The organism is Variovorax sp. efr-133-TYG-130 (genome assembly GCF_030208835.1).
In the GTDB taxonomy this organism is placed as follows: domain Bacteria; phylum Pseudomonadota; class Gammaproteobacteria; order Burkholderiales; family Burkholderiaceae_C; genus Variovorax.
Map to the genome: position 1 here is coordinate 31,502 of NZ_JARVTD010000029.1, position 22,180 is coordinate 53,681.

18 protein-coding genes are annotated in these 22,180 nt (G+C 67.5%); 11 read left to right on the forward strand and 7 right to left on the reverse strand.

Going from position 1 to position 22,180, the window contains the following annotated elements:
- Positions 1–6: 6 nt before the first annotated feature.
- The 4 genes from boxA to QRN67_RS23035 form a co-directional block, all read right to left on the reverse strand.
- The gene (gene boxA, locus QRN67_RS23020; protein WP_285413752.1) at positions 7–1,293 is read right to left on the reverse strand and encodes a benzoyl-CoA 2,3-epoxidase subunit BoxA; all 1,287 of its coding nucleotides are present in this window, start codon (positions 1,291–1,293) and stop codon (positions 7–9) included.
- Between the two features lie 135 nt (positions 1,294–1,428).
- Complete coding sequence (boxB, locus tag QRN67_RS23025) at positions 1,429–2,856, reverse strand: benzoyl-CoA 2,3-epoxidase subunit BoxB (protein WP_106936228.1); 1,428 nt, start codon at positions 2,854–2,856, stop codon at positions 1,429–1,431.
- A 135-nt stretch (positions 2,857–2,991) separates the two neighbouring features.
- The gene (gene boxC, locus QRN67_RS23030) at positions 2,992–4,665 is read right to left on the reverse strand and encodes a 2,3-epoxybenzoyl-CoA dihydrolase (protein WP_285413753.1); all 1,674 of its coding nucleotides are present in this window, start codon (positions 4,663–4,665) and stop codon (positions 2,992–2,994) included.
- A gap of 414 nt (positions 4,666–5,079) precedes the next feature.
- Positions 5,080–6,027: a helix-turn-helix transcriptional regulator gene (locus tag QRN67_RS23035; protein WP_081267312.1), complete on the reverse strand. Its 948-nt coding sequence runs from the start codon at positions 6,025–6,027 to the stop codon at positions 5,080–5,082.
- Between the two features lie 163 nt (positions 6,028–6,190).
- On the opposite strand from QRN67_RS23035, the gene QRN67_RS23040 reads away from it, so the two are divergent.
- The 10 genes from QRN67_RS23040 (at position 6,191) to QRN67_RS23085 (ending at position 17,679) form a co-directional block, all read left to right on the forward strand.
- Positions 6,191–6,682 (forward strand): 4-hydroxylaminobenzoate lyase, encoded by a 492-nt coding sequence (locus QRN67_RS23040; protein WP_081267311.1) that lies wholly within the window; start codon positions 6,191–6,193, stop codon positions 6,680–6,682.
- Between the two features lie 123 nt (positions 6,683–6,805).
- The gene (locus QRN67_RS23045; protein WP_285413754.1) at positions 6,806–8,356 is read left to right on the forward strand and encodes a 3,4-dehydroadipyl-CoA semialdehyde dehydrogenase; all 1,551 of its coding nucleotides are present in this window, start codon (positions 6,806–6,808) and stop codon (positions 8,354–8,356) included.
- Positions 8,357–8,387: 31 nt separating this feature from the next.
- Complete coding sequence (locus tag QRN67_RS23050) at positions 8,388–9,935, forward strand: benzoate-CoA ligase family protein (RefSeq protein ID WP_285413755.1); 1,548 nt, start codon at positions 8,388–8,390, stop codon at positions 9,933–9,935.
- A gap of 142 nt (positions 9,936–10,077) precedes the next feature.
- The gene (locus QRN67_RS23055) at positions 10,078–10,887 is read left to right on the forward strand and encodes an alpha/beta fold hydrolase (RefSeq protein WP_285413756.1); all 810 of its coding nucleotides are present in this window, start codon (positions 10,078–10,080) and stop codon (positions 10,885–10,887) included.
- Positions 10,884–12,062 carry an ABC transporter substrate-binding protein gene (locus QRN67_RS23060; RefSeq protein WP_285413757.1) on the forward strand — a complete coding sequence of 393 codons (1,179 nt, stop codon included), beginning with the start codon at positions 10,884–10,886 and terminating at the stop codon, positions 12,060–12,062. The genes QRN67_RS23055 and QRN67_RS23060 overlap by 4 nt, the downstream gene beginning before the upstream one ends.
- A gap of 151 nt (positions 12,063–12,213) precedes the next feature.
- Positions 12,214–13,086: a branched-chain amino acid ABC transporter permease gene (locus QRN67_RS23065; RefSeq protein ID WP_081267306.1), complete on the forward strand. Its 873-nt coding sequence runs from the start codon at positions 12,214–12,216 to the stop codon at positions 13,084–13,086.
- Positions 13,083–14,033, forward strand: coding sequence for a branched-chain amino acid ABC transporter permease (locus tag QRN67_RS23070; RefSeq protein WP_106936234.1), 951 nt, complete (start codon positions 13,083–13,085; stop codon positions 14,031–14,033). Before QRN67_RS23065 ends, QRN67_RS23070 begins: the two co-directional genes overlap by 4 nt.
- 127 nt (positions 14,034–14,160) lie before the next feature.
- Positions 14,161–14,910 carry an ABC transporter ATP-binding protein gene (locus tag QRN67_RS23075; RefSeq protein WP_106936235.1) on the forward strand — a complete coding sequence of 250 codons (750 nt, stop codon included), beginning with the start codon at positions 14,161–14,163 and terminating at the stop codon, positions 14,908–14,910.
- Positions 14,910–15,611: an ABC transporter ATP-binding protein gene (locus tag QRN67_RS23080; RefSeq protein WP_081267303.1), complete on the forward strand. Its 702-nt coding sequence runs from the start codon at positions 14,910–14,912 to the stop codon at positions 15,609–15,611. Before QRN67_RS23075 ends, QRN67_RS23080 begins: the two co-directional genes overlap by 1 nt.
- Before the next feature lie 130 nt (positions 15,612–15,741).
- On the forward strand, positions 15,742–17,679 hold the full coding sequence (locus QRN67_RS23085; protein WP_285413758.1) for a sigma-54-dependent Fis family transcriptional regulator: 1,938 nt from the start codon (positions 15,742–15,744) through the stop codon (positions 17,677–17,679).
- On the opposite strand, the gene QRN67_RS23090 is transcribed toward QRN67_RS23085, so the two are convergent.
- Both QRN67_RS23090 and QRN67_RS23095 read right to left on the reverse strand, forming a co-directional pair.
- Positions 17,631–17,840, reverse strand: a complete 210-nt coding sequence (locus QRN67_RS23090; RefSeq protein WP_285413759.1) for a hypothetical protein — start codon at positions 17,838–17,840, stop codon at positions 17,631–17,633. The genes QRN67_RS23085 and QRN67_RS23090 overlap by 49 nt on opposite strands.
- A 26-nt stretch (positions 17,841–17,866) precedes the next feature.
- The gene (locus tag QRN67_RS23095) at positions 17,867–19,279 is read right to left on the reverse strand and encodes a hypothetical protein (protein ID WP_285413760.1); all 1,413 of its coding nucleotides are present in this window, start codon (positions 19,277–19,279) and stop codon (positions 17,867–17,869) included.
- A gap of 370 nt (positions 19,280–19,649) precedes the next feature.
- On the opposite strand from QRN67_RS23095, the gene QRN67_RS23100 reads away from it, so the two are divergent.
- Positions 19,650–21,452 (forward strand): NAD(P)/FAD-dependent oxidoreductase, encoded by a 1,803-nt coding sequence (locus tag QRN67_RS23100; RefSeq protein ID WP_285413761.1) that lies wholly within the window; start codon positions 19,650–19,652, stop codon positions 21,450–21,452.
- A gap of 9 nt (positions 21,453–21,461) precedes the next feature.
- Here QRN67_RS23100 and QRN67_RS23105 read toward each other — a convergent pair whose 3' ends face one another.
- Positions 21,462–22,172: a Crp/Fnr family transcriptional regulator gene (locus QRN67_RS23105; RefSeq protein WP_081267302.1), complete on the reverse strand. Its 711-nt coding sequence runs from the start codon at positions 22,170–22,172 to the stop codon at positions 21,462–21,464.
- Positions 22,173–22,180: the final 8 nt, after the last annotated feature.

Genomic DNA, 22,180 nt, shown 5'->3' on the forward strand with positions numbered 1-22,180 from the left:
CGCAGCTTAGTAGGTCTCGAGGTGCAGGCGGCCTTCGCGCTTCAAGGCGGCGCCGACGGTGTCCCAGTCGAGCCCCGCTTCCTTCGCCACGTCGCGCAGTGCCAGCACCACGCCCTCTTCCATGCTCTTCAGGCCGCACACGTAGAAGTGGCTGGCACCGTCCTTCAGCAACGCGGCCAGGTCGGCGGCGCGCTCGCGCATCAGGTCCTGCACGTAGCGCTTGGGTTGGCCCGGCGTGCGCGAGAACGCCAGGTTGATGTCGATGAAGTCCTTGGGCAGCGACTGCAGCGGGCCGAAGTACGGCAGCTCCTGCTGCGTGCGCGCGCCGAAGAACAGCATCAGCTTGCCGCCCTCGAACTTGCCGCTCTTGCGCAGCCGGCGGCGCCACTCGGTCATGGCGCGCATGGGCGCGCTGCCGGTGCCGGTGCAGATCATCACGATGTGCGACTTGGGGTGGTTCGGCATCAGGAAGGACGAGCCGAAGGGCCCGACCACCTGCACCGTGTCGCCCACCTTCAGGTCGCACACGTAGTTGGAGCACACGCCGCGCACCGGTTCGCCTTCGTGGTCTTCGGTCACGCGCTTCACGGTGAGCGACACGTTGTTGTAGCCGGGCCGCTCGCCGTTGCGCGGGCTGGCCACCGAATACTGGCGCGCATGGTGGCGCTTGCCGATGGCGTCGATGCCCGGCGGCACGATGCCGATCGACTGGCCTTCGAGCACCGGGAACGGCACCACGCCGAAGTCCAGCACGATGTGGTGGGTCTCGCTGTCGAAGCCCGCCTCGGTGCAGTTGAAGTTGCCGACCACGGTGGCGGTCGTCGGGGTCTTCGGCGGGAACAGGTTGGTGTACGCATGCGCGGCCGACCAGGGCGGCACGCTGGCGCCGTACTGCGCCGAATTGAAGACCGGCTCCACCGACTCGGCGGCCGCCTGGGCCTGCGTCTGCGCGGGCAACGCGGCGGCGGGGTCGCCGGCCGCGTCGGCGGACACGCCTGCGGCTTCGAGCTCCTCAGGGGAAAGTTCGTCGGGCAGCGACTCCCAGGTGAACTGTTCCTCGATCGAATAGGCGCGCACCACCGGCATGGTGCGCCAGTTGTCGATCGAGCCCGTCGGGCACGGCGAGATGCAGGCCATGCAGCCGTTGCAGGTGTCCGCGCGCACGACGTAGTTGTTGTCGTCGTGCGTGATCGCGTTCACGGGGCAGATGGCCTCGCAGGTGTTGCAGCGGATGCAGATCTCGGGGTCGATCAGGTGCTGCTTGATGACTCCGGCTTCAACGGCCATGTCCATGTTGTTCTCTCCTGAAAGCCCTCCCCTTTCGGGGGAGGGTCGGGTGGGGGCTTGCAGCGCTTGTCGTGGTCGCGCCGCTGGCCCCCATCCCAGCCTTCCCCCAGAGGGGGAAGGAGCAATACCGAAATACCTCGATCAACCGAAACGCACGTACTCGAAATCCACCGGCTGCCGGTTGATGCCCATCACCGGCGGGGAGATCCAGCCTGCGAACTTGCCAGGCTCCACCACGCGGCCCATCAACGATGCCACGAAAGCAAAGTCTTCGGAGCTCGGCAGCCATTCGTCGCGCTTGGCGGCCCATTCCACCTCGTTCACCACGCGGCCGTCCGGCGACATCTTGATGCCCGCGAGCGCGCCGATCTGGCGGTTGAAGGCCTTGTGCGGCACGCTCAGGCGGGTCGGGATGCCGGCCTTCTCGAGCACCTTGTTCCAACGGTTCACGCCGGCCACCGAGTCCTTGATGAAGTCGTCGCGCAGCACTTCGTTCAGCGCGTTGAGCATCGGCACGTCCTTCTCGACGAGCTGGCCGTCCTTCACTTCCAGCACCTTGTAGGTCTGGCCCTTGAGCACGTGGTCGTCGTCGCGCTTGCCTTCTTCATAGCGGCCCTTCAGGCCCGAGCTGTAGAAGATGGCGGCGTTGCTCGACTGGTCGGCGCCGAACAGGTCGATGGTCACGCTGTAGTGGAAGTTCAGGTAGCGCTGGATGGTGCCCAGGTCGATGGCGCCGGCCGCGCGCACCTTCTGCGCGTCGTCGGTCTTCAGCTCGTTCATGACCTGCGCGGTGCGCGCGATGACGCGCGACACGCCGCTCTCGCCCACGAACATGTGGTGCGCCTCTTCGGTCAGCATGAACTTCGTGGTGCGCGCGAGCGGGTCGAACGCGCTCTCGGCCAGCGCGGCCAGCTGGAACTTGCCGTCGCGGTCGGTGAAGTAGGTGAACATGAAGAACGCGAGCCAGTCGGGCGTCTTCTCGTTGAAGGCGCCCAGGATGCGCGGGTTGTTGTCGTCGCCCGAGGTGCGCTGCAGCAGCGCGTCGGCCTCTTCGCGGCCGTCGCGGCCGAAGTGCTTCTGCAGCAGGTAGACCATGGCCCACAGGTGGCGGCCCTCTTCCACGTTGATCTGGAACAGGTTGCGCAGGTCGTACATGCTGGGCGCGGTCAGGCCCAGGTGGCGCTGCTGCTCGACCGATGCCGGCTCGGTGTCGCCCTGCGTCACGATGATGCGGCGCAGGTTGGCGCGGTGCTCGCCGGGCACGTCCTGCCAGGCCTTCTCGCCCTTGTGGTCGCCGAAGTGGATCTCGCGGTTGGCGTCGCCCGGATTCAGGAAGATGCCCCAGCGGTAGTCGCGCATCTTCACGTGGCCGAACTGGGCCCACCCCTGCGGATCGACGCTCACGGCCGTGCGCAGGTACACCTCGTGGTTGGTCGAGCCCTCGGGGCCCACGTCGTCCCACCAGTTGATGAAGTTGGGCTGCCAGCCTTCGAGCGCGCGCTGCAGCGTGCGGTCTTCGCCGAGGTTGACGTTGTTGGGGATCTTCTCGCTGTAGTTGATCGTGCTCATGGCGAAACCTTTATCGAGTGGTTGCTGGAGAGATGTCTGTTCAAGAAACGCTGCGGAACCGGCTTTGCCGGGCCGCTGGCGTTGCCCCCTGGAAGGGGGTTGGCGAAGCGACACGAAGTGCGCGAAGCCTGGGGGTCATACCCGATTCATGTCGAAGCCGGCCTTCTGGCCGGTGCCGTAGACCTTCAGCGCACCCTTTTCGCCGACGGCGTTGGGGCGGTTGAAGATCCAGTTCTGCCAGGCGGTGAGCCGGCCGAAGATGCGGGTGGCCATGTTTTCCTTGCTCGCGAAGCGCAGGTTGGCTTCGAGGCCGGTGAGCGCGTCGGGCGACATGGCGGCGCGCTCCTCGATGGCGATGCGGATCTCGTCGTCCCAGTCGATGTCGTCGGGCGCGGCAGTGACCAGGCCGAGCTTCAGGGCCTCGTCGGCATCGAGCGGCTTGCCGGCTGCGGCGCGGGCGGCTTCGAGCGGCGCGGCCTCTTCATAGAAGCGGCGCTGCAGGCGGCTCTGGTCGTTCACCATCGGGAAGAAGCCGAAGTTGAATTCGCCCAGCGTGAGCTTGGGCGCGCGCTCGGCGTCGTCGGGCAGCGCGAGCATGTAGGTGCGGTCGGCGGCAAAGGCCAGTTCGGCCAGCGTGCCGGCGAAGCAGGAGCCGGCTTCGACCAGCGCGAACAGGCTGCGCGACGACACGTCCAGGCGCGCCAGCGTGCGGCGCAGCGCGCCGATGGTTTCGCGCACCAGCCAGTGGTCCTTGTTGGCGAACATCACCGCGTCCGACGCGAGCACCGCGGCGGCGTCGCCCTCGGTCTTGAGCAGCCAGGTGCCGACGTCGAGTTCGTTCGTGCGCAGGTTGAGGATGGCGTCGTCGAGTTCACGGCACATCGCCAGCGGCCACCAGGCGGCGCCCGCCGCTTCGATGGCTGCCACGTCGGCCGGCTGCGTGCCGGAGGGCGCCTTCACCGTGATGGTGGCGGTGCGCTTGCTGCGGTCGATCTGCACGTTGACGTGCGAATAGGCAATGCCGTCGGCGCTGTCGGTGCGTTCGAGGCGGGCCAGGGCAACGCCCTTGCCGCCGGCGGGGCGGTCGCTGCCCGCGGCGAGCTGCGAAGCACGGTCCTGCACGGCGGCCGCGAACTGCGCGGGCTTGGCCACGGCATCGACCAGGCGCCAGTCGACCGCGCGCTGGCCGCGCACGCCTTCGACGCTGGTGCAGAAGATGTCGGCGAGGTCATGGCGCACATGGCGCTTGTCGGTCACGCGGGTCAGGCCGCCGGTGCCTGGGAGCACGCCGAGCAGCGGCACTTCGGGCAGCGACACGGCGGAGGAGCGGTCGTCCACCAGCAGGATCTCGTCGCAGGCCAGCGCCAGTTCGTAGCCGCCGCCGGCGCAGGCGCCGTTCACGGCCGCGAGGAACTTCAGGCCCGAGTGCTTCGACGAGTCTTCGATGCCGTTGCGCGTCTCGTTGGTGAACTTGCAGAAGTTGACCTTCCAGGCGTGGCTGGAGACACCCAGCATGAAGATGTTGGCGCCCGAGCAGAAGATGCGGTCCTTGCCGCTGGTGACGATGACGCTGCGCACTTCAGGATGCTCGAAGCGCACGCGGTTGAGCGCGTCGTTCAGTTCGATGTCCACGCCCAGGTCGTAGCTGTTGAGCTTGAGCTTGTAGCCGGGGCGGATGCCCGCGTCTTCCGCGATGTCGAGCACGAGGCGCGCGATGGCGCCGTCGAAGCTGAGGGACCAGTGGCGGTATTGGCCGGGCTCGGTGCGGTAGTCGACGCGCGGGGGCGCCTGGAGCGTGGTGTCTGTCATGCGGAAGTCTCCTGTGGGGCAGTGTTCGGAAACCGTGAACAGGAAAGATAATGCACTTTACTGCTCCGATGACATGCATCATGCTGCATGCAAAGAAGCAAGTCAATGCCTGCTGCACTTTTTTTCAGATTTCGGGCTGGTTGGGTTCGGGGTGCGTGCCCAGGCCACCGGGTACTCCCCTCCGCGAATGTCCCCCGGGCTTCGCCCTCCTCCTTTATTTCGCTGCGGGGAGCACCCGGCGCCCTGTGCACGACGAGCGCTGCTCTTGTGCTGGCTGGTCAACAAGTGCTCTGGACGCTCACGACGGCGGGGTGCCTTGCGCAGCGAAATAAAGGAGGAGGCCGCAGGCCGGGGGACATTCGCGGAGCAAGGTACCCGTCGGCGTGAGCGCGCCCCGAACAAGAGCCTGGAGATTCAGGCGCCCAGACCCATCGACTGCCGAGCCACCGCCCGCAGCGCCTGGAAACTCTGCGACAAAGTCCTGCCGCTGGTATCCACCGACAGATCGGCCTTCGAATAGAAGGCGGCCCGGCCGTTCAGGATGCGGCGCAGGTCCTCCATCGCTTCCTTGCTCGCCGCCATCGGGCGGGTGTCGCCCTGCGCGGCCACGCGGCCCATGTGCTCCTCGGGCGCGGCCTGCAGCCATACCGTGGTGCAGTGCGCGAGCAGTTCGTTGAAAGTGGCCGGGTCCGAGACGATGCCGCCGGGCGTGGCGATCACCACCTCGCTGTAGATCTGCACCGCCTCCTCCAGCGCGCGGCGCTCGTAGCGGCGGTATGCGTTGGTGCCGTAAAGGTCGTGAATCTCGCGCACGCTGCAGCCGGCGAGCTTCTCGATCTCGCGGCTCAGTTCGATGAAGGGAATCTCCAGGTCTTCGGCCAGCATCTGGCCCAGCGTCGACTTGCCCGCACCGCGCAGGCCCACCAGCGCGATGCGGCGGTGCCGCGCCGGGTCGACGGAGGCGGTGCCCAGCAGCTCGCCGAGCGCCACGCGCACACGGCGCAGGTCGGCTTCGCTGCGGTTCTCCAGCAGCTCGCGGATCAGCAGCCACTCCGGCGAGCTGGTCGTGACGTCGCCCACCAGTTCGGCCAGCGAGCAATGCAGCGCGCCCGCCACCTGCTGCAGCACCAGGATCGACGCGTTGCCGATGCCGTACTCGAGGTTGGCCAGGTGCCGCTCCGACACGTCGGCCGACAGCGCCACCGCCTTGCGCGTGAGGCCGCGTTGCGCGCGCAGGTTGCGCACGCGGTCGCCCAATGCCGCCAGCAACGGATTCTTGGCCTCCCCGGCCGGCGCCGCGCCGTTGCCGCCGGCTGCGCTTTCGGGCGCGGTGGCCAGCACCGCGTCTACATGCTCGTTCATGCAATTCCTCGTTCTTCGCCGGGATTGTGCGCGCTCAGGGTAAACACCATAGATGCACTATATTGCTTGACACTCATTGTCTCGATGCTTATTGTTCGGCCACAAGCAAGATACTGCACACGCAGCATTCCTGCAAGGTAGTTCATAAGTTCGAGGCCCCACGATGTCCGACCGCAACACACCCGCCACCGGCAAGGAAGCATTTCACCAGCTGATTGCCGGCCTGACCGCCGAAATTGCCGGCAAGCCGCTCGACAGCGCGCTCGACCAGTGGCTCAACGCCAACCATGGCGCGGGAAGCCCCAGCTTCGAGGCGCTGCGCCAGGCCTGCATCGGCGGCGTGGCCGAAGGCTGGCTCTGCGAGCGCGAAGGCGGCGGCATCAAGTACGGTCGCGTCTTCAAGGCCGAAGACGCGCTGCACCGCTTCTCGGTCGACGTGGTCGACATGCAGGACATCGCCGGCCCGCACCACACGCATCCCAACGGCGAGATCGACCTGATCATGCCGCTCGACGACCACCCCGCCACCTTCGACGGGCGGCCCGCCGGCTGGTGCGTCTACGGCCCCGGCACCGCGCATCGCCCGACCGTGGCCCAGGGCCGCGCGCTCGTCCTGTATCTCTTGCCCGAAGGGCAGATCAAGTTCACCGCATGAAGTACTCCCCCAGGCTTGCCCACTTCGTGTGGCCGCCTACCCCCTCGCCGGGGGCAACACCAGCGGCCCGTCGAAGCCGGTTCCGCGGTGTTCCCCGAATCTGCCCACGTTGAGACCCATCGAATGACCGAGCTTCTTTCCAACTACGTCGCCGGCCGCTGGCAAAGCGGCTCGGGCGCAGGCACGCCGCTGTTCGACCCGGTGCTCGGCACCGAGCTCGCGCGCGTCGACGCCACCGGCCTCGACCTGCCCGCCGCCTTTGCCTTTGCACGTGAACAGGGCGGCAATGCGCTGCGCGCCCTCACCTACCGCCAGCGCGCGGAGCTGCTCGCCGCCGTCGTGAAAGTGCTGCAGGCCAACCGAGACGCCTACTACGAGATCGCCACCGCCAACTCCGGCACGGTGAAGAACGACTCGGCCGTCGACATCGACGGTGCGATCTTCACGCTCGGCCAGTACGCGAAGTGGGGCAATGCGCTCGGCGACGTGCGTGCGCTGCGCGACGGCGAGGCGGTCAAGCTCGGCAAGGAGCCGGTGTTCCAGTCGCAGCACCTGCAGGTGCCGACGCATGGCGTGGCGCTGTTCATCAACGCCTTCAACTTCCCGTCGTGGGGCCTGTGGGAAAAGGCCGCGCCCGCGCTGCTGTCGGGCGTGCCGGTGATCGTGAAGCCGGCCACCGCCACCGCCTGGCTCACGCAGCGCATGGTGCGCGACGTGGTCGATGCGGGCGTGCTGCCCCCCGGTGCGCTGTCCATCGTCTGCGGCAGTTCGGCCGGCCTGATGGATGCCCTGCAGCCTTTCGACGTGGCCTCGTTCACCGGCTCGGCCGAGACGGCGGCGGTGATCCGCTCGCACCCCGCCGTGGCCGAGCGCTCGGTGCGCGTGAACATCGAGGCCGACAGCCTCAACAGCGCCCTGCTGCTGCCCGGCGCTACGCCCGGCAGCGAGGCCTTCAACCTGCTGGTGCGCGAAGTGGTGCGCGAGATGACGGTCAAGTCGGGCCAGAAGTGCACCGCCATCCGCCGCATCCTGGTGCCAGCCGGGTTGTACGACGCGGCGGCCGAAGCCATCGGCGCCAAGCTCGCGGGCATCACCGTCGGCAATCCGCGCAACGAGAGCGTGCGCATGGGCTCGCTGGTGAGCCGCGCGCAGCTGAACGCGGTGCGCGAAGGCCTCGACGCGCTGGCCGCGCAGACCACGGTGCTGCACGACGGCCGCGACAAGCCGCTGGTCGATGCGGATCCGGCCGTGGCCGCATGCATCGGCCCCGTGCTGCTCGGCGCGCGCGATGCCGACGCGGCGCAGCGCGTGCACGACGTGGAAGTGTTCGGCCCCGTCGCCACGCTGCTGCCCTATCGCGATCTCGCGCACGGCATCGCGCTCGCGCACCGCGGCCAGGGCTCGCTGGTCACATCCCTGTATGGCAGCGACGACGCGGCCCTGGCGCAGGCTGCGCTTGAGGTGGCGCCGAGCCACGGCCGCGTGCACGTCATCACCCCCGAAGTGGCGCAGGCCCACACCGGCCACGGCAACGTGATGCCGATGTCGCTGCACGGCGGCCCCGGCCGCGCGGGCGGCGGCGCCGAACTCGGCGGGCTGCGCGCGCTCGATTTCTATCACCGCCGCAGCGCGGTGCAGGCGAGCCCCGGCGTCATCGCCGCGCTCGGCCTCTAGAACAAGAACACACGGCCGAAGGAGACAAGACATGACCCTGCCCACACGATTCAACTTCGCCGAGCACCTGTTCGCGCTCAACCGCGGCCGCGCGGCGCGCACCGCCTACATCGACGACCGCGGCGCGCTGAGCTACGGCCAGCTCGAGGAACGCGCGCGCCGGCTGGCCGCCGCGCTCAAGGCCGCCGGCATCCGGCGCGAAGAGCGCGTGCTGCTGCTGATGCTCGACGGCAACGACTGGCCGGTGAGCTTCCTCGGCTGCCTGTATGCCGGCATCGTGCCGGTCGCCGTCAACACGCTGCTCACGCCAGACGACTACGCCTACATGCTCGACCACAGCCGCGCGCAGGCGGTGCTGGTGTCGGGCGCGCTGCTGCCGACGCTGCGGGAAGCGATGGCGCGCGGCGGCCATGAAGTGCAGGCGATGCTGGTGTCACAGCCGACCGGTCCGCTGCCCGACAACGCGCAGGAGTTCGATGCCGCGATCGCCGCCGCCGAGCCCCTGGCATCGCCCGTGACCACGGCCTCCGACGACCCGGGCTTCTGGCTGTATTCCTCCGGCTCCACCGGCAAGCCCAAGGGCACGGTGCACACGCACGCCAACCTGTGGTGGACGGCGGAGCTGTACGGCAAGCCTGTGCTCGGGCTCACCGAAGACGACGTGTGCTTCTCGGCCGCCAAGATGTACTTCGCCTACGGCCTGGGCAATGCGCTGACCTTCCCGCTGTCGGTGGGCGCGACCGTGGTGCTGATGGCCGAGCGGCCCACACCCGACGCCACCTTCCGCCGCTGGGTGGAACACAAGCCCACCGTGTTCTTTGGCGCCCCCACCGGCTTCGCGGGCATGCTCGCCTCGCCGAAGCTGCCCGCGCGCGAAGCAGTGGCGCTGCGCATGTGCTCCTCGGCCGGCGAAGCATTGCCAGGAGAGATCGCGCAGCGCTTCAAGGCGCAGTTCGGCTGCGAGATCATCGACGGCATCGGCTCGACCGAGATGCTGCACATCTTCATCTCCAACCGGCCCGGCGACATCCGCTACGGCACCACCGGCAAGCCGGTGGACGGCTACGAGGTCGAGCTGCGCGGCGAGGACGGGCGCCCCGTGCCCGACGGCGAGGTGGGCGACCTCTACATCCGCGGCCCCAGCTCCGCGCTGATGTACTGGACCAACCGCGAGAAGTCGCGCGAGACCTTCCAGGGCGGCTGGACCAAGAGCGGCGACAAGTACACGCGCGACGCCGACGGCTACTTCACCTATGCCGGGCGCAGCGACGACATGCTCAAGGTCAGCGGCATCTATGTGTCGCCGTTCGAGGTCGAGGCCACGCTGATGCAGCACCCCTCGGTGCTCGAGGCCGCCGTCATCGGCAAGGAAGACGCCGAAGGGCTGACGAAGACCAAGGCCTTCGTGGTGCTGAAGGACGGCGCCGCGGCCAGCGAGGAAGAACTCAAGGCATTCGTGAAGGAACGCCTTGCGCCTTACAAGTACCCGCGCTTCCTGGAGTTCGTGAGCGAGTTGCCGAAGACGGCGACGGGGAAGATCCAGCGGTTCAGGTTGCGTGAGAAGGAAAAGCAGGCGTGACGGGCGCGCCGTTTCTGTCTTGCTCCCTCCCCCGCTGGGGGAGGGTCGGGGTGGGGGCATCGGCCTTCGCAAGCGCACAGCCTTTGCAAGGGCCGCTTGCCCCCATCCCTGCCTTCCCCCAAAGGGGGAAGGAGCAACAGCCATGAGCACCCCCCCCTTCGCCACCATCACCTGGCGCGACCGCACCGTGCAGATCGAGTGCGCCTGGATCGCCCCCGAAAAAACCGACGCCCCGCTCATCGTCTTCCTCCACGAAGGCCTCGGCTCCGTCGCCATGTGGAAGGACTTCCCCGCGCAAGTCTGCGAAGCCGCCAACGCGCGAGGCCTGGTGTTCTCGCGCCCCGGCTATGGCCGCTCGACCCCGCGCGCCGACGACGAAACCTGGGACGTCGACTTCATGCACCGCCAGGCGCACGAAGTGCTGCCCGCGCTCTTCGCCGCATTGAAGCTCGATGGCGAAAAGCCCTGGCTCTTCGGCCACAGCGACGGCGGTTCGATATCTCTGCTGTACGCCTCGCGTTTTCCCGACAAGGTCGAGGGACTGGTGGTGCTCGCGCCGCACATCTTCGTGGAAGACAAGACCATCGCGAACATCGAGATCGCGCGCACCGCCTACCTGGAAACCGACCTGCCGAAAAAGCTCGGCCGCTACCACGACAGCGCCGACTCGGCCTTCTGGGGCTGGAACCGCATCTGGCTGCATCCGCCATTCCGCGACTGGAACATCGAGGCCGAGCTCGGCGCCATCCGCTGCCCCGTGCTCGCCGTGCAGGGCATCGACGACGAATACGGCACGCTGGCGCAGATCCGCGGCATCGCGGCGCGCGCCGGTGGTAGTTGCGAGCTGCTCGAAATCCCTGAATGCGGGCATTCCCCGCATCGCGATCAGCCGGATCGTGTCATCGTCGCCACCGCTTCTTTCATCACCAAAAACAGGAGACAAACACCATGACCACCATTCGCACCGCACGCCTCGCGCTGACGGCACTCGCTTTCGCCGCCGCCCTCTGCGGCACCGCCGGCGCCCAGGGCACGGGCAAGCTCAAGGTCGGCCTGATGCTGCCGTACAGCGGCACCTACACCGCGCTGGGCGTGGCCATCGAGAACGGCTTCAAGCTGTACGTGGACGAGCAAGGCGGCAAGCTCGCGGGCCGCGAGATCGAGTACTTCAAGGTCGACGACGAGTCCGACCCCGCCAAGGCCACCGACAACGTCAACAAGCTCATCAAGCGCGACAACGTCGACGTGATCGTCGGCACCGTGCACTCCGGCGTGGCCATGGCCATGGCGAAGGCCGCGAAGGAAAGCGGCACCGTGCTGATCGTGCCCAACGCCGGCGCCGATGCGGTGACCGGCCCGATGTGCGCGCCCAACATCTTCCGCAGTTCGTTCAGCAACTGGCAGCCGGCCTACGCCATGGGCGAAGTGGCGGCCAAGCAGCAGGGCAAGAAGAAGGCGATGACCATCACCTGGAAGTACGCGGCCGGCGACGAGTCGGTCAACGGCTTCAAGGAAGGCTTCGAGAAGAACGGCGGCAAGGTCGACAAGCAGCTCACGCTGCCCTTCCCCAACGTGGAATTCCAGGCGCTGCTGACCGAGATCGCGGCGGCCAAGCCCGATGCGGTGTACGCCTTCTTCGCGGGCGGCGGCGCGGTGAAGTTCGTCAAGGACTACCAGGCCGCTGGCCTCAACAAGACCATTCCGCTGTACGGCCCCGGCTTCCTGACCGACGGCACGCTCGACGCGCAGGGCGACTCGGCGCAAGGCATGCTGACCACGCTGCACTACGCCGACGGCCTGAACACCCCGCGCGACAACGCTTTCCGCACCGCCTACGCCAAGTCGTTCAAGCTGCAGCCCGACGTGTATGCGGTGCAAGGCTACGACGCCGCGCAGATGCTGGGCGTGGGCCTGAACGCCACCAAGGGCGACATCTCGAAGAAGGCCGAGTTCGCCGCCGCGGTCGAGAAAGCGAAGATCGACAGCCCGCGCGGCCCGTTCACCGTGAGCAAGTCGCACAACCCGGTGCAGGACATCTACCTGCGCAAGGTGGACGGCAAGGAGAACAAGCTGGTGAGCACGGCCATCAAGGGTCTCGCAGATCCGGCCCGCGGCTGCAGGATGTAACCCAGGGCACACCCCCAGGCTTCGCGCACTTCGTGTCGCTGCGCCTTCCCCCCTTGCAGGGGGCGACACCTGCGGCCCTGCAAAGCCGGTTCCGCGGTGTCTCGCGCACTGCATCCTTCCTCAACGATTCCGCCCTGAGAGAACCTCCAACGTGGATTTCGGCACCTTCCTGGTCCAGTGTCTGAACTCGGTTCAGTACGGACTCCTCCTCTTCCTCGTGGCCTCGGGGCTGACGCTGATCTTCGGGATCATGGGCGTCATCAACCTCGCCCACGGCAGCTTCTACATGATCGGCGCGTACATGGCGTTCTCGCTCGCGCCGGTGTTCGGTGACCAGTTCCTGCTGATGCTGGTGGCCGGCGTGGTGCTGGCGGCCGTGTTCGGCTATCTGCTGGAGTGGGCCTTCTTCAGCTACCTCTACCAGCGCGACCACCTGCAGCAGGTGCTGATGACCTACGGGCTCATCCTGGTGTTCGAGGAGCTGCGCTCCATCTTCGTGGGCAACGACGTGCATGGCGTGAAGGTGCCCGCATGGCTCGACGGCAGCTTCGCGCTGGGCAGCGTCATGAGCTATCCGTGGTATCGCCTGTTCGCATCGGCCGCCTGCATCGTGCTGGCCGTGGGGCTGTATTTCGTGGTCAACCGCACGCGGCTGGGCATGATGATCCGCGCTGGCGCGAGCAACCGCGACATGGTGCGCGGCCTGGGCATCGACGTGAAGCGCCTGTACCGCATCGTGTTCGCGGCCGGCGTGGCGCTGGCGGCGCTGGCCGGCATGATCGCCGCGCCCATGTCCTCGGTGTATCCGAACATGGGCGCGAGCGTGCTCATCATCTGCTTCGTGCTGGTGGTGATCGGCGGCATCGGCTCCATCACCGGCGCGCTGGTGGCCTCGCTGCTGGTGGGCTTCGTCGACACCTTCGGCAAGGTGTTCTTCGCGGACCTGAGCGGCATCGGCATCTACCTGCTGATGGCGATCGTGCTGATCTGGAAGCCCGAGGGGCTGATGGGGAGGCGGCCATGAAGCGCGGCGCCTTCCTCCTGCCCGTGGCCTGCGCGATCGCCATCGGCATCGCCGGTCCTTTCATGGGTAACTACGCATCGGACTTCGTCGTGAAGATCATGATCCTGTCGATCTTCGCGCTCAGCCTGGAACTGCTGGTCGGCATGACCGGCCTGGTGAGCCTGGGCCATGCGGCGTTCTACGGCATCGGCGCCTACGTCACCGTGCTGGCGTCGGGCAGCGAAGGCGGCAACTTCGCGCTGCTGCTGCCGCTGGCCATGGGCGCGGCGGCGCTGTATGCGCTGTTCGTCGGCGCGCTGAGCCTGCGCACGCGCGGGGTGTACTTCATCATGGTGACGCTGGCCTTCGCGCAGATGGCCTTCTTCGTGTTCCACGACACCAAGGTCGGCGGCGGCAGCGACGGCATCTACATGTACGTGCGGCCCGCCATCGGCGCGCTCGACATGGAGAACCGCACCGTGCTGTTCTACGTGGTGCTGGCGTCGCTGGTGTTCACCTACGGGCTGCTGGCCCTGATTCGCCGCTCGCGCTTCGGTGCGGCGCTGGCGGGCATCCGCGTGAACGAGCAGCGCATGCGCGCGGCGGGGTTCTCGGTGTACGGCTACAAGCTCGCGGCCTTCGTGCTGGCGGGCGCGCTGGCCGGGCTCGCAGGCTTCCTGCTGGCCTCGCGCGACGGCGTGGTCAACCCCGAGCTGATGGCATGGCACAACTCGGGCGAGGTGCTGCTGATGGTGATTCTCGGCGGCCTCGGCCATCTGCGCGGCGCGGTGATCGGCGCCATTGCGTTCACGCTGCTCAAGGAAATTTTCTCGACGCATGCCGTGATGGGTCCGCTGGCCGACCACTGGCAGCTGACGCTGGGGCTGACGATCATCGTGTTCGTGGCGCTGCTGCCCAAGGGCCTGATCGGCCTGGTGCAGCGCCTGTCGCCGAAGGGGGCCGCATGACCCCGCGTTTCTCCCTCCCCTCCCGGGGGAGGGCCGGGGTGGGGGCACGCGGCCTCCAACGCCGCGCAGTATCAAAGGCCGCATGCCCCCATCCCAACCTTCCACCGGAAGGGGAAGGAGCAAGACCATGAACGCACTGCTTTCCGTCGAAAAACTCACGCGCCGCTTCGGCGGCCTCACCGCCGTCAACGCCGTCACGCTCGACCTGCACGTCGGCGAAGTGCACGCCGTGATCGGCACCAACGGCGCGGGCAAGTCGACGCTGATCAACATGCTCTCCGGCGAGATCGAAGCCTCCGAAGGCCGCATCGCGCTCGACGGCGTGGACATCACCGGCCGCGCCCAGGCGAAGCGCGCGCGCGACGGCGTGGGCCGCAGCTACCAGCGCACGACCATCTTCCCGGAGTTCAGCGTGCACGAGAACTGCCGGCTCGCCGCGCAGGCCGCCACGCCGAAACCATGGGCGTTCTGGCAATCGTCGCAAAGCTGCGCCGCCAGCACCGCGTCGGCCGACGCGGCACTGGAAGCGGCAGGCCTGGCCCACGAGGCGCACCGCATCGCCGGCACCATGAGCCACGGTGCGCAACGGCAGCTCGAAGTGGCCATGTGCCTGGCCACCAAGCCGCGCGTGCTGCTGCTCGACGAACCGCTCGCCGGCATGGGCGCCGAGGAAACCGACCGCATGCTCACGCTGCTCGCGCGGCTGAAGGCCACGCATGCCATCCTGCTGGTGGAGCACGACATGGACGCGGTGTTCCGCATCGCCGACCGCATCACCGTGATGGTGAACGGCACGGTCATCGCCACGGGCAACCCCGCGGAGATCCGCGAGAACCCCGAGGTGCGCACCGCCTATCTCGGCGAGGAGCAACACTGATGCTGATCGTGCGAGACCTCAACACCTACTACGGCAACAGCCACATCCTGCGCGGCGTGCATGCCGGCATTCCGGCGGCCACCTCGGTCGGCCTGCTCGGGCGCAACGGCATGGGCAAGACCACGCTGATCCGCACGATGATGGGCTACGTGCGCCCCGCTTCGGGCGAAGTGCAGGTCGACGGCCGCACCGTCACCGGCCTGCCGCCCGAGAAGATGGCGCGGCTGGGCATCGGCTACGTGCCAGAGGGGCGCGGCATCTTCCCCAACCTGTCGGTGCGCGAGAACCTCGTGATGAGCGAGCGCGCCGGCATCGACGGCCGCCGCGAATGGACCTTCGACCGCGTCATGGCGACCTTCCCGCGCCTGTCGGAGCGGCTGTCGCACGGCGGCCAGCAGTTGTCGGGCGGCGAGCAGCAGATGCTGTCGATCGGCCGCGCGCTCATGACCAACCCGCGCCTGCTGATCCTCGACGAAGCCACCGAAGGCCTGGCGCCGCTGATCGTGGCCGAGATCTGGCGCGTGATCGGCGAGATCCGCGCCACCGGCATCGCCACGCTGATCGTCGACCGCGACTACCGCAAGGTGCTGGCGCATACCGACCTGGCGGTGGTGATGGAGAAGGGGCAGATCGTGCGGCACGGGGCTTCGGCGGATCTGCTGGCCGAGCCGCATGCGCTGGAGGAACTGCTGGGGGTGTGAAGCCCGACGCCGACCCCTTGCGTTGTGAGAGGGAGTAACACGTCCGTTCCACCGGGTTTCACCTCTCCACTGCGACAGTGCGACAGCCGAATGATGTGCGGCTGCCCACCCAGGCACAGCGAGGTTGACCATGGCTTCCCTGCAATCGCGTCACATCGACAACGTCTACTCCATCGCCACCGGCGCGGCGCTCGCCGACCCGGCGCAGAGCCTGGTCCACAAGTCGTGGGCGCGCTGCGTGCGCGACCATGGGCTCGATCCGTCGAAGCCGAGCCCCGCGCGCATCCTTCCCGCACAGGAGGTGCGCGCGCACCAGCAGCAGCTCGAACACTTCCTGCGCGCCGCCCGCGCGGGCATGGAAGACATCTACCGCCGCGTGGCCGACCTGGGCTACATGGTGCTGCTGACGGATGCCGAGGGCATCACGGTCGACTACATCGGCCACCCCGCGTGGGACGACCAGCTGCGCAAGGCCGGCCTGTACCTGGGCGCCGACTGGAACGAGGCCCACGCCGGCACCTGCGGCGTGGGCACCTGCCTGGTCGAGCGCCAGCCGATGACATGCCACCAGACCGAGCACTTCGACGCCACGCACATCGCGCTCACCTGCACCACCGCGCCGCTGTTCGACCACAGCGGCAAGCTCACGGCCATCCTCGACGTGTCGGCGCTGCGCTCCCCAGAGGCGCGCGAGAGCCAGCACCTGGTGCGCCACCTGGTGTCGATGTACGCGCGGATGATCGAGGACGCCGATTTCCTGCGCCACTTCCGCGGCCACTGGATCCTGCGGCTGGGCAGCGCCTACGGGCTGGTCGACGTGGCGGGCGAGGTGATGCTGGCCTTCGACGATGGCGGCACGCTGGCGGGCGCCAACGGCGGCGCGCGGCAGGCCTTTGCGGGGCATGCGCTGAGCGGCGCGGTGTCGGAACTGCTGCATATGCCGATGGATGCGATCTGGCGCATCGGCAACGGCGGTGCCGCGTCGGCACTGATGCCCTTCGCGCACACGGTGCTGCTGCCGGGCGGGGGCGAATATCACGCGTCGCTGATCGCGCCGCGCGTGCGCAGGGCGTCGGCGCCGGCCGCAGCCGGCGCGCCGAGTCCCCGGCCTTCCGACAGGTTGCCGCCACTGGAGCGCATCGCCGGTGACGACCCCGCGATGCAGAAGCTGCTCGCCCAGGCGCGCAGGCTGGTGGACCGAGGCATCCACGTGCTGGTCGAAGGCGAGACCGGCAGCGGCAAGGAAGTGCTTGCGCGTGCGCTTCACGGCGCGAGCAGCCGCGCGGCGATGCCCTTCGTGGCGGTGAACTGCGCGGCCATTCCCGATTCGCTGATCGAAAGCGAGCTGTTCGGCTATACGCCCGGCAGCTTCACGGGCGGCCGCGCTAAGGGCATGAAGGGACTGATCGCGCAGGCCGACAGGGGCACGTTGTTCCTCGACGAAATCGGCGACATGCCGATGGCGCTGCAGACGCGGCTGTTGCGCGTGCTGTCCGAAGGCGAGGTGCTGCCGCTGGGGGCCGAATCGCCGCAGCGGGTAGACATTGCGGTGGTCGCGGCCACGCACCGGCACCTGCCCGACCTGGTGGCCTCGGGGCGGTTTCGCGAAGACCTGTATTACCGGCTGTGCGGTGCGGTGCTGAAGCTGCCGCCGCTGCGCGAGCGCGGCGATAGGCGCTACCTGATCGAGGGGATGTTCAACGAGGAGGCTGCGGCGATGTCTTCTTCGGCGCGGCTGTCGGAAGAGGCGATGCAGAGGCTGCTGGCATACGGATGGCCGGGCAACCTGCGGGAACTGCGCAATGTGCTGCGGCTGGCGTTGGCGCTGTGCAGCGGTGCGAGCGTGAGCGCGCAGGATCTGCAGCTGCAGCAGGAAGATGCAGAGGCTGCCGTCCATGCCGATATGGCGCCCGATGAAGACGCCGCCGCCGAAACCGGACGGCTGATCGATGCGCTGAAGCGCCACCGCTGGCACGTCGCCCGCGCGGCCGACGAACTCGGCATGAGCCGCGCGACCGCCTATCGACACATGAAGCGGCTGGGCATCGTGGCGCGGCGGCGCGGATAGGGACGCGCCTCAGTCCGCAGGTAGCGGACGAACTCGGCGTGGACGATGCCGTCGATCACGTCAGCTTGCAGCAGTTGCCCGTCGATTCGGATGATGCCTCGCCAGGCATGCGCATGGAAAAAGCCCGCGAAGCCTTGGATGGCCTGGCGGGCTTCACTCATGGCCTTGCCGGCCGGGTCTCGACCTGCTACTGGATGAGCCCGATGTGCAGGAAGCCGGCGCGGGCCGATGGGCTGCGCGCACCGATCAGCAGTTCCAGGCTCTTCGAGCGCATGGAGAAGAACGCGTCAGGACCTGATGCCGCGGAGCGGATGCCGTAAGGCGACGCGGCGCCGACTGCCGCAACCGTGAGGCCCAGGAGATTCGTGGTCGCGTCGGTCATGGCGAGTTGGTAGCTCGTCGTAGAGACGATCGACATGTCCATCGTGCCGCTTGTCGACCAGCCGGCAAAACTGCTGAAAGCCACGTATTGCGGCGCCGCCGGCACGCCGATGGCCAGAACCTGGCCACCAGTGGCGGGAGATGTGCCCGCGCTCAGATAGATCTTCTCGCCTTCGAAAATGGCGATGCCAAAGCGGCCCAGAAGTGTTCCGTCCGCAGGGTTCTTCAGCGACCAGAGACCGCTTTCGGCATCGGCATCCGCTTCGACCTTGCTGGTCACCAAGCTTGCCGGCGGGCAATCTTCGATTCTGTAGATGATCTGGTCGACGCACTGCTTCATCACTGTCCCGCCGCCAGAGATCTGGATTTGAGCAATTGCGGATTCGCGGGCAGATGCCGTGACCTCGATGCGCGCACGGTCGTAGGTACCGTCGAGCCTGCTTTGCGTCGTCAGAAGAGCCCGGGTCGCCACCAGTGGTGCGGCCATGTACGACACGGGCGCCGAGAATGGCTTGGCGAACGGGAACGCACCGACGATGTTGTCCCCCAGGCCCCACAGCGCGGACGTATTCGTGCCGGTGATGCGATTGCTCTGTACCTTCCAGTCGTTGACGAGCGTCGATGGGGAAGGCGGCGTCAGGGTGCCGCTGGTGGTATCTCCAGCCGCATCCGTCATGCTGTAGGTGGCCTTGTCGAAGTCGATGCTCAGTTTCTGCCGAGAGCCGTTCGCTGCGAACACCATGTAGTCGCCATTGCGATAGTCGCCCGTCTGAACGACGAAGCTCAGTTCCTTCGAGCGATTTTCCGAAGCACTCGCCACGAGCTTGTAGGCGCCGGTCTTCGTCTTGTCTGGATTGGCGAGTCGCGAAACCCACTCGGTGGCAGTGGTGTCGACATCCGTGCGAGTCACGACACCGGTACCGGCATCGCCGGTCCACGCGACGTTGTCGCTAGCTCTGACGACGACTCGTTGGCCGGGAAGCACGCTGTACTTGCCACTGCCGTCAGGCGTTGCTGCCGTACCGGCGATCTCGACCGTGAGTTTCAATTCAGCTGCCGCCGGCGTTTGCGGTGCCGGTGCCGGTGCCGGTGCTGGTGCCGGCGCAACGGCGATCGGCAGCAGCGGGACGCCGCCTCCTCCTCCGCCCCCACCACCGCCGCAACCGGCAAGACCCACCACCATGGCCGCGGTGAACGCGGTGCCAATGCTTCTCCTCATCTCTCTGTCCCTCTGGATTTGTATTGATCGATGCACTCCGGCGACGCCGGGGCGCTTCGAATTTAGCGATAACCTTTGTTTAAGAAGATAAAAGGCCTATGGAAAGTCGGATTGGCGCCACATTTGTTCGGCCGGATTCGGGTCGCCCTCATAAAAAATAGTGCCAAAGTGCTCTTTGCCTGAATGAATTCGTCTCGACGTGTCGCGGGGCAGTCGCACTCCAAACGAGACGGGATGCGCGCCGTGAGACAAAACGCCGTCCAAGTCATTGATTCCCCGTGACTCCCCACGCGGCATGAAAGCTGCGCAATGGAAGCCGCGCCGCCCCCAAGGCGCCGCGCATCCATCAACGACGCTACGGAGACACGCAATGACAGACACCACCACCGCCCCCACCCGGGCTGCGGCCCAATGGCTCGCCGACTTCGCCGCCGCGCTCGCGCAGGGCGACATCGACACAACCGTCGCGCTCTTCGAGCCCGACAGCTTCTGGCGCGACCTCGTCGCCTTCACCTGGAACATCCGCACGCAGGAAGGACCGGCCGCGATCCGCGCAATGCTGCAGGCGCGGCTGGCCGACACGCAGCCCACGGCCTTCGCCTTGGAGGGCGAAGCGACCGAGGCCGACGGCGTGGTCGACGCGTGGTTCACCTTCGAGACGCGCGTGGCGCGCGGCCGTGGCCACTTGCGGCTTCGCAACGGCAAGGCCTGGACGCTGCTCACCACCATGACCGAGCTGAAGGGCTTCGAGGAAAAGACGGGCGAGAACCGCGTCAAGGGCGCGGAGCACGGCGTGCACAAGGGCCGCAAGAACTGGCTGGAGAAGCGCCGCGACGAAGAGGCGGCACTCGGCTATACCGAGCAGCCCGAGGTGGTGGTCATCGGCGGCGGCCAGGGCGGCATCGCGCTCGGGGCCCGGCTGCGCCGGCTGGGCGTGCCGACCATCATCGTGGAGCGCAACGCGAAGGCCGGAGACTCCTGGCGCAAGCGCTACAAGTCGCTGTGCCTGCACGACCCGGTCTGGTACGACCACCTGCCCTACATGCCCTTCCCCGACGACTGGCCGGTGTTCGCGCCCAAGGACAAGATCGGCGACTGGCTGGAGATGTACACGAAGATCATGGAGCTGAACTACTGGAGCTCCACCACCGCGAAGAAGGCGCGCTTCGACGAGGCCACGCAGCGCTGGGAAGTGACTGTGGAGCGCGAGGGCAAGCCAATGGTGCTGCGGCCGAAGCAGCTGGTGTTCGCGCTCGGCGTGTCGGGCTATCCGAACGTGCCGAAGGTGGCGGGCGCTGAGAACTTCAAGGGCGACCAGCACCATTCCAGCCAGCATCCGGGGCCCGAAGCCTACACGGGCAAGAAGTGCGTGGTGCTGGGCTCCAACAACTCGGCGCACGACATCTGCGCGGCGTTGTGGGAGCACGGCGCCGACGTGACGATGATCCAGCGCTCGTCCACGCACATCGCGCCGTCGCAGTCGCTGATGGAACTGGCGCTGGGCGGGCTGTACTCGGAGCAGGCGGTGAAGAACGGCATCGACCACCACAAGGGCGACCTGATCTTCGCGTCGGTGCCCTACAGGATCATGCACACCTTCCACATCCCGGTGTACGAGGAGATGAAGAAGCGCGACGCCGACCTGTATGCGCGGCTGGAGAAGGCGGGCTTCCTGCTGGATTTCGGCGTCGACGGCTCGGGCCTGTTCATGAAGTACCTGCGGCGCGGCTCGGGCTACTACATCGACGTGGGCGCCTCGGAGCTGGTGGCCAACGGCAGCATCCACCTGAAGAGCGGCGTGAACATCGAGCGGGTGAACGAACACTCGGTGACGCTGACCGACGGCACCGAACTGCCGGCCGACCTGCTGGTGTATGCCACCGGCTACGGCTCGATGAACGGCTGGCTCGCCGACCTGATCTCGCCGGAGATCGCCGACAAGGTCGGCAAATGCTGGGGCCTGGGCTCCGAAACGCCCAAAGACCCGGGGCCGTGGGAAGGCGAGCTGCGCAACATGTGGAAGCCCACGCAGGTCGACAACCTGTGGTTCCACGGCGGCAACCTGCACCAGTCGCGGCACTACTCGCAGTTCCTGGCGCTGCAGCTGAAGGCGCGCATGGAAGGGATCGACACGCCGGTGTACGAACGGGCGCCGTCGCACCACACGCGGTGAGTCAGTCCGTCATTCGCTGATGAAGCGGCGCAGCCCTTCGAGGTCGATCACGGTGATCCCGCCGTACTCGATGCGAAGAAAGCCCGCTTCCTTCAGCCGGTTCAGCGCCGCGTTGCAGCGCTGGCGCGACACGCCCGACAGGTTCGCGATCTCCTCCTGCGAGGTCTGCAGGTGCGGCTCGCTGCCCGGATGCAGCCACGGATGGAACAGCCCGGCCAGCGCGCGCGCCACCTGGCTGTCAGCGTCGAGCAGGCGGTGCGCCGCATAGCTGCCCATGAACCAGTGCAGCCGCTCGTTGATCTGCTGCAGCAGGAAGTGGTCGAAGCCGCGCTGCGTGCGGTGCAGCCACTCGAAGGTCTCCAGCGGCAGTTGCGCCACGCGGCTGGGCCGCAGCGCGATGATGTCGGCCGAACGCGGCAGCGCGCGCAGCAGCGTGCCTTCGCCGAACCAGCTGCCCACCGACAGCCCGCCCAGCGTCACCGAGCGCCCGTCGCTCGAGGTGATCGACCACTTGAGCAGCCCTTCGAGCGTGCCGTACCAGTGCGCCGGCGTGTCGCCGCGCCGGCAGAGCGCGGCACCGGGCGCCACCTCGACCTCGCGCATCTCGTCGAGCACGCGCTCTCCGGCGGCCACGTCGAGCAGCGGAAACCACGCCGAGCCCTGCAGCAGTTGCGGGATGGTCAGCGACGCGTGCTGAAGAGGTTGCTTGTTCGTGGACATGGACGGCT

Coding starts and splice junctions, on each gene's coding strand:
- boxA (WP_285413752.1), bottom strand. CDS start 1,293: ATGGACATGGCCGTTGAAGCCGGAGTCATCAAGCAGCACCTGATCGAC.
- boxB (WP_106936228.1), bottom strand. CDS start 2,856: ATGAGCACGATCAACTACAGCGAGAAGATCCCCAACAACGTCAACCTC.
- boxC (WP_285413753.1), bottom strand. CDS start 4,665: ATGACAGACACCACGCTCCAGGCGCCCCCGCGCGTCGACTACCGCACC.
- QRN67_RS23035 (WP_081267312.1), bottom strand. CDS start 6,027: ATGAACGAGCATGTAGACGCGGTGCTGGCCACCGCGCCCGAAAGCGCA.
- QRN67_RS23040 (WP_081267311.1), top strand. CDS start 6,191: ATGTCCGACCGCAACACACCCGCCACCGGCAAGGAAGCATTTCACCAG.
- QRN67_RS23045 (WP_285413754.1), top strand. CDS start 6,806: ATGACCGAGCTTCTTTCCAACTACGTCGCCGGCCGCTGGCAAAGCGGC.
- QRN67_RS23050 (WP_285413755.1), top strand. CDS start 8,388: ATGACCCTGCCCACACGATTCAACTTCGCCGAGCACCTGTTCGCGCTC.
- QRN67_RS23055 (WP_285413756.1), top strand. CDS start 10,078: ATGAGCACCCCCCCCTTCGCCACCATCACCTGGCGCGACCGCACCGTG.
- QRN67_RS23060 (WP_285413757.1), top strand. CDS start 10,884: ATGACCACCATTCGCACCGCACGCCTCGCGCTGACGGCACTCGCTTTC.
- QRN67_RS23070 (WP_106936234.1), top strand. CDS start 13,083: ATGAAGCGCGGCGCCTTCCTCCTGCCCGTGGCCTGCGCGATCGCCATC.
- QRN67_RS23075 (WP_106936235.1), top strand. CDS start 14,161: ATGAACGCACTGCTTTCCGTCGAAAAACTCACGCGCCGCTTCGGCGGC.
- QRN67_RS23080 (WP_081267303.1), top strand. CDS start 14,910: ATGCTGATCGTGCGAGACCTCAACACCTACTACGGCAACAGCCACATC.
- QRN67_RS23085 (WP_285413758.1), top strand. CDS start 15,742: ATGGCTTCCCTGCAATCGCGTCACATCGACAACGTCTACTCCATCGCC.
- QRN67_RS23090 (WP_285413759.1), bottom strand. CDS start 17,840: ATGAGTGAAGCCCGCCAGGCCATCCAAGGCTTCGCGGGCTTTTTCCAT.
- QRN67_RS23095 (WP_285413760.1), bottom strand. CDS start 19,279: ATGAGGAGAAGCATTGGCACCGCGTTCACCGCGGCCATGGTGGTGGGT.
- QRN67_RS23100 (WP_285413761.1), top strand. CDS start 19,650: ATGACAGACACCACCACCGCCCCCACCCGGGCTGCGGCCCAATGGCTC.
- QRN67_RS23105 (WP_081267302.1), bottom strand. CDS start 22,172: ATGTCCACGAACAAGCAACCTCTTCAGCACGCGTCGCTGACCATCCCG.